General features: G+C 73.6%; 7 protein-coding genes. 2 read left to right on the top strand and 5 right to left on the bottom strand.

Annotation, left to right across the window (positions count from 1 at the left end; genetic code table 11):
• Positions 1 to 37 precede the first annotated feature (37 nt).
• A complete protein-coding gene (locus tag ACFVYA_RS41065) occupies positions 38 to 913 on the top strand; it encodes an alpha/beta fold hydrolase (protein WP_285992144.1) in 876 nt (291 codons plus the stop codon).
• Between the two features lie 12 nt (positions 914 to 925).
• On the top strand, positions 926 to 1267 hold the full coding sequence (locus ACFVYA_RS41070) for a hypothetical protein (protein WP_387052875.1): 342 nt from the start codon (positions 926 to 928) through the stop codon (positions 1265 to 1267).
• 146 nt (positions 1268 to 1413) lie between these two features.
• Here ACFVYA_RS41070 and cobA read toward each other — a convergent pair whose 3' ends face one another.
• The 5 genes from cobA to rpsN form a co-directional block, all read right to left on the bottom strand.
• On the bottom strand, positions 1414 to 2634 hold the full coding sequence (gene cobA, locus ACFVYA_RS41075) for a uroporphyrinogen-III C-methyltransferase (protein ID WP_387052877.1): 1221 nt from the start codon (positions 2632 to 2634) through the stop codon (positions 1414 to 1416).
• Positions 2635 to 2681: 47 nt separating this feature from the next.
• Positions 2682 to 4568, bottom strand: coding sequence for a hypothetical protein (locus ACFVYA_RS41080; RefSeq protein ID WP_387052879.1), 1887 nt, complete (start codon positions 4566 to 4568; stop codon positions 2682 to 2684).
• On the bottom strand, positions 4565 to 5626 hold the full coding sequence (locus ACFVYA_RS41085; protein WP_387052881.1) for an AAA family ATPase: 1062 nt from the start codon (positions 5624 to 5626) through the stop codon (positions 4565 to 4567). Before ACFVYA_RS41085 ends, ACFVYA_RS41080 begins: the two co-directional genes overlap by 4 nt.
• 101 nt (positions 5627 to 5727) lie before the next feature.
• Positions 5728 to 5982: a 30S ribosomal protein S18 gene (gene rpsR / locus ACFVYA_RS41090; RefSeq protein WP_285992149.1), complete on the bottom strand. Its 255-nt coding sequence runs from the start codon at positions 5980 to 5982 to the stop codon at positions 5728 to 5730.
• The coding region (rpsN, locus tag ACFVYA_RS41095) for a 30S ribosomal protein S14 (protein ID WP_387052883.1) at positions 5979 to 6158 on the bottom strand (180 nt) is incomplete at its 5' end. The genes rpsN and rpsR, both read right to left, overlap by 4 nt.

A 6158-nucleotide genomic window follows, 5' to 3' on the forward strand; every position in this document is an offset into this window, starting at 1 on the left:
AAGAGACTCACACCACGACCGGGGAGGACGGTGGGACATGAGCCCGGCCAGCGCGACCGCGATCGACCCCGAACCGCCTGCCGCCCCCGTCCGGCGGGCCTCCCGCCCGATCGAGCTGACCGGCTCGTTCGACCACGAGGGACACCGGCTCTGGTACACCGAGTTCGGCAGCGGCGACAAGGTCGTCGTCCTCACCCACGGCATCATGCTGACTCGCCGGATGCACGCGCCCCTCGCGCGCCGGCTGGCCCGCGCGGGCTTCCGGGTGATCACCCTCGACCTGCTCGGCCACGGCGACTCCGACCGGCCGACCGAGTCGTGGCTGTACTCGATGCCCTCGTTCGCCGAGCAGACCCTGGCCCTGCTGGACCACCTCGAGGTGTCGTCCGCCGTGATCGGCGGGACGTCGCTGGGGGCGAACGTCTCGCTGGAAGTGGCGGTGCGGGACCCGTCGCGGGCGCGGGGGCTGATCGTCGAGATGCCGGTGCTGGACAACGCGATCGTCGCCGGGCTGGTCACGTTCGCGCCGCTGCTGATGGCGGCCCGGTTCCTGCCGTTCACGGTGCAGGCGGTGGCACTGGCGGCGTCGGTGGTCCCGCACGGCAACCAGTGGGTCGACGTCGTCACCGACACGCTGTCCCAGCGCCCGGCCCCGATGGCGGCCCTGCTGCACGGGGTGCTGTTCGGCCGGATCGCGCCGCCGAAATCGGTCCGCCGCAAGATCACCACGCGCGCGCTGGTGATCGGCCACCAGGGCGACCCGATCCACCCGTTCGGTGACGCGGACTCGCTGGCGGTCGACATGCCGGACGCGGAGTTCGTCCAGGCCCGCAGCCCGGTCGAGCTCCGGCTCGACCCGACCCGGCTCTCGGACGCGATCCGCGATTTCGCGGCGAGCTGCTACGAGGACTGAAATGCTTCGCCCATGCCTTTGGTGTGGGTGACCGGCAACGCCGGGGCCGGCAAGTCGGCGGTCTGCGCGCTCCTGAAAGCCCGGGGCGAGCTCGCGGTCGACGCGGACGGGGAGGGCTACCACCACTGGGCGGACCGGACGAGCGGACAGGTCGTCACCGATCCGCCCGATCCGGTGCCGGCGGGCTGGCTCGACCGCTTCGGGTGGCGGGTCAGCCGGGCGAAGGTCGAAGCACTGGCGGCGAGGACGGCCGGGGAGATCGCGTTCTTCTGCGGCTGCCCCGAGAACGCGAGCCGAAGTCGCCGACGCGATCCTCGCCGCCGCCCACCGGATTCCGTCCCGGATCTCCCGTGATCAGAGACGGATCTCGCGTGATTGAACACGTAACTCGCGTGATCCGGGCCGGATCTCGCGAGTTACGGCCTCAGTCACGCGAGTTACGGCTTCAGTCACGCGAGTTCCGGCCTCAGTCACGCGAGTCACGGCTCGCGCGGGCTGCCTCAGGACAGGGGGGCGAGGCCGGCCACCGGGCCGATCACGATCACCGCCGGCGGGCGGACTCCGGACGCCGCCGCGTCCGTCACCACCGTGTCCAGGGTGGACCGGAGACTGCGCTGGGTGCGCATCGTGCCGTCCTCGATGATCGCCACCGGGGTGTCCGCCGGGCGGCCGCCGTCCAGCAGCGCCTTCGCGAACTGCGGGAGCCGCTCCACGCCCATCATCAGCACGATCGTGCCCTTCATCCGGGCCAGCAGCTCCCAGTCCACCAGGGACCGGTCGTCGCCCGGGGCGACGTGGCCGGAGACCACCACCACCTCGTGGGCCACGCCGCGGTGAGTGACCGGCACGTCCGCCACCGCCGGGACCGCGAACGCGCTCGTGATGCCCGGGACCATCGTCACCGGGACGCCCGCCTCGGCGCAGGCCAGCACCTCTTCGAAGCCGCGGCCGAACAGGTACGGGTCGCCGCCCTTGAGGCGGACGACGAACTTGCCCTCCTTGGCGCGCTCGATCAGCGTGCTGTTGATGACGTCCTGGCTGGCCGCGCGGCCGTACGGGATCTTCGCCGCGTCGACGATCTCCACCTCCGGCGCGAGTTCGTCGAGCAGCTCGCGGGGGGCCAGCCGGTCCACCACGACGACGTCCGCGCGCGACAGCAGGCGCCGGCCGCGGACCGTGATCAGCTCCGGGTCGCCCGGGCCGCCGCCGACCAGGGCCACCCCGGGCAGCGTGCCCTCGGGGTGCGGCTGGCGGCCGTCCTCGATCGTGCCGTTGTGCAGGCCGTCGAGCATCGAGTCGCGCACCGCGGCCGAGCGCAGCGGCTCGCCGCCGGAGAGCACGCCGAACAGCAGGCCGCCGTGCCGCCCCGACGCGGGCGTCACCGCGGAACCCGACTCGCCCTCGTCGGCGCGGACGCAGAACACCCGCTCCCGCTCGGCCTCGGCGCAGACAGCCGCGTTCACCTCGGGATCGTTCGTGCAGGCCAGCGCGTACCAGGCATCGCGAAGATCACCGGAAGCGTAGGGGCGTTCGTGCCAGACGAGCTCGCCCGCGTCCACCATCCCCTGCACGGACGGCGTCGTGTGGGGCGACACCAGTTCGACGCGGGCCCCCGCGCCGATCAGCCGGGGCAGGCGGCGCTGGGCCACGGAACCGCCGCCGATCATCACGACACGGCGGCCGGCGAGCTGGAGGCCGGAAAGGTAGTGCGGGTCGTCCATGGCCGGGAGTTTATTGGCGGTTCACCCGGACGCCAGCCCAGCGTGGGTCACGCCACCCGGAACACCGGCCCGCGGGCCACGAACGGCAACCGCGCGCCCCGCGGCACCAGGTACGCGTGCTCCCGGCGCGACCGGACGTGGTCGCACTGCGCGTCGGTGATGATCAGGATCGGGCCGTCGGCCGGGAAGTCGTCCGCCCGCTGGAGCAGGTCGACGCCGGGCTGCAGGACCGTGCCGCCGCGGCCGCGGACCTTGACGCGGCCCGCGATGTCCTCCACCGCGAGGTACCCGGCGTCGTAGGCGACGGCGTCGCAGAACACCACGCGCGCCGCCGGGACGTCCCGGGCCAGCGCGTACGACGCGATCGCGCCCAGGGCCTTGCCCAGCAGCTCGGCGTTCATCGACCCCGAGGTGTCCAGCACCACGCCGAAGGTGACGCGCCGGTCGAGGCGTTCCGGGCGGACGCGGCCCGGGCGCGGGATGTCCGGCGTCGCCGACTGGCGGCGGGACGCCCGCGCGTAGCTGCGCACCGGCAGCTCCACCCGGACGTGCTCGTCGAACCAGCGCGCGAGCTGCGCGTCCCACGGCAGCGGCGGGTGGTCGAGGGCCCGGATCTCCTGTTCCAGCCCGGCCGGCAGCAGCCCGCGGCCCTGGGCGTGGTGGTACTCGAGGCCCTGGGTGAGGGCCCGGCGGTAGAACTCGTCGAGGTCGACCCCGCCGGCCCGGTCGCCGTCGCGCCACGGCCGGGGCCTGGCCCCGGCCCGCCGCGACGCCCGGCGCTGCGCCGCGTCCGGTTCGGACAGCCAGTCGCCCAGCACGTCCCCGGCCTCGCGCGAGCCCAGGGTCAGCAGCTTGCGCGCCCGCCGGATGTCGGTGGTCAGCGTGTCGTACACCGACTCCGCGGACATCCCGGTGAGCTGCTGGTCGTGCAGGCAGCCGTGGGGCAGCTCGCCGACGCCCATCGAGACCAGCCAGCCGTTGATCACGTAGTCGCAGGCGACGTTCCACAGGTACGGGTCGCGGCCCAGCGCGCGGCGGTCGTGCCGCAGCGCGGCGTGCAGCATCTCGTGGGCGAGCACGAACCGCCACTCCTCGGCGGTCAGCGCGGCCGCCGGGTTGACGTAGACCTCGCCGTGTTCGGCGTCGACCGCGGCCAGGGCGATGTCCCAGGCGCGGACGACCTCGGCGTCGACGACCAGGGTGAACCCGGCGGCGACCGCGCCGAGCAGCGGGAACGACGAGACGAACCACGCCAGGGCGCGGTCCCACTCCCCCATCGCCCGGCGGTGGCGGGTCTGGCCACGCGCGTCGGCGGCCCGTTCCATGGCCTCGGTGGCCGAGGCGATCAGCCCGCGGGCGAACCGCTCGGTCCACGGCTCCGGCTTCCCGTGGTACTGCAGCTGCCAGCGGGACATCGGCTCCGCGAGCGCCAGGCACGGCCGGCCGGTGCTCAGGTCGGTGAACGGCGCCGGTACGCCCGTCTCCCGCCAGGCACGGGTCAATGCCGGCTCCTCGGTGCCGGGCAGTTCGGGCAGGTCCAGCACCGGTGTCCCGACGTGGATCGCCTCGGCGAACCGGTGCACGGCGACGCAGCACGCGGCGGCGTAGACCGGGTCGACCTCGCGGGCCGGGGTGATCGCCTCCGCCTCGGTCAGCCGGTCGTCGTCGAGGTGGCCGAGGCCGAGGTGCAGCAGCAGGTGCGCGAACACCCAGGCCCACTCGCCCGGTTCGGCGTCGCGGGCCCGGTTCGGCGTGATGAGGCCGCGGTCGGTGACGACGGCCCAGCGGCCGACGCCGGTCAGGCTTTCCTTGCTCAGGCTCGCCCCGCGGGCCAGGTGATCCAGGACGGCGTTCGCCCGGACCTCGGCCCAGCCGTCCTCGATCGCCTTGCTCCGGCGCTCGCGGCGCTGGGCTTCGACGCGAGCACTGCTCATGCGCGCGCCGCGACCAGCCGCGGGAGGTCACGGGCCGCTTCGACCAGGAACCACGACGGCAGCCGCGGGTTCCCGGCCTCGTCGTCGGCGATGACCAGCTGCGCCATCTCCAGGGAGATCTCGGCCAGCTCCACGAGCAGGCTCTTCGCGCGGAAGGCGAACTGGCGCACGGCCGCCGACGCGTGCCGCTTGTCCGCGGGCAGGTCCTTGCCCAGCCGCGCGCGGAAGGTCTCGGCGAGGAAGTAGAGCAGGTCGCGATCGCCCGGCTCGGCGGGCCAGCGCGCGTCGCCCTTGAGGATCGCCTCCAGGTCGAAGGCGTGCCGGGCCACCTTGAGGTACGCGCGGAAGGCGCCGGCGTGTGCCGGGGTGAGCGTCGCGTACGCCAGCAGGGCGACCGTCTCGTCGTCGGCCGGGTCGCCGGCGGAGTGGAGCAGGTCCGAGAGCATGTGCCACGACCGCGGCGTCGAGAACGGCTCCTCGGTCTTCGGGGGCGGGCTCCACAGGTGGTCCGGCCGCTGGGTGAGGTACTCGATCACCCACGGGTGGATGCCGTTCCCGGCGGCCCAGGCGAGCCAGTCGCCCGGCGCGGCCCGCAGGTGGACGTGGACCAGGCGGTTGACCAGGGCCGAGGCCATCGGCCGGGCGAGCGCCTGGTCGGTGGCGCGGTTGCCGGCGCCGATCACGACCGAGCCCGGCGGCAGCTCGTACGAACCGATGCGGCGGTCGAGGATGAGCGAGTAGAACGCCTTCTGGACGTCGGGCGCCGCGGCGTTCAGCTCGTCGAGGAACAGGCAGTACGGCTCGTCGCGGGCGATCCGCTCGGGCGGGCAGAACCGGCTGCGGCCGTCGGCGATCTGCGGGACGCCGATGAGGTCTTCGGGCGCGAGCTGGGTGCCCAGCAGCGAAACGCAGTCGAGCCCCAGCGACGCCGCGAAGTCGCGCACCAGCGAGGACTTCCCGATCCCGGGCGCGCCCCAGAGGAACACCGGCCGCACGACGGCGGTGGTGAGCAGGAGCTCGGGCAGCCGGGCGGGCGTGACCGTGAGCTGGGCGTGCAAGCGCGGACCTCCTGGTTGTCAGGACATCCTTCTCGCGACGCCCCCTTTCGAACGCCCATGGTCGCGCACCGCCCGGCGTGCGCGCACTCGAATATCTTCTGTCAGCTCGCGCGGCCCGCGGCCGGGTACGGCAGCAGGGCCATCTCGCGGGCGTTCTTGATCGCCGTGGCGACCTGTTTCTGTTGCTGCGGCGTCAATCCGGTGACCCGGCGGGCCCGGATCTTGCCGCGGTCGGAGATGAACTTCCGCAGCAGATCGACGTCCTTCCAGTCGACTTGCGCGATCTTGTTGGCCCGCAGCAGGTTCACCTTGCGCTTGGCGGGACGGTCGCGGTGCGGCTTCGGCATCCGGCTCACCAGCTCGACTTCGCGACCCCGGGCAGCTCACCGCGGTGCGCGGCCTGCCGCATCTTGACCCGCGACAACCCGAACTTCCGCAGGTAACCGCGCGGACGGCCGTCCGCGACGGCGCGGTTGCGGATCCGCGTCGGGCTCGCGTCGCGCGGCAGCTTCTGCAGCGCGACGACCGCCGC

The organism is Amycolatopsis sp. NPDC058278 (assembly GCF_042881395.1).
In the GTDB taxonomy this organism is placed as follows: domain Bacteria; phylum Actinomycetota; class Actinomycetes; order Mycobacteriales; family Pseudonocardiaceae; genus Amycolatopsis.

Coding starts and splice junctions, on each gene's coding strand:
- cobA (WP_387052877.1), bottom strand. CDS start 2,634: ATGGACGACCCGCACTACCTTTCCGGCCTCCAGCTCGCCGGCCGCCGT.
- ACFVYA_RS41070 (WP_387052875.1), top strand. CDS start 926: ATGCCTTTGGTGTGGGTGACCGGCAACGCCGGGGCCGGCAAGTCGGCG.
- ACFVYA_RS41065 (WP_285992144.1), top strand. CDS start 38: ATGAGCCCGGCCAGCGCGACCGCGATCGACCCCGAACCGCCTGCCGCC.
- ACFVYA_RS41080 (WP_387052879.1), bottom strand. CDS start 4,568: ATGAGCAGTGCTCGCGTCGAAGCCCAGCGCCGCGAGCGCCGGAGCAAG.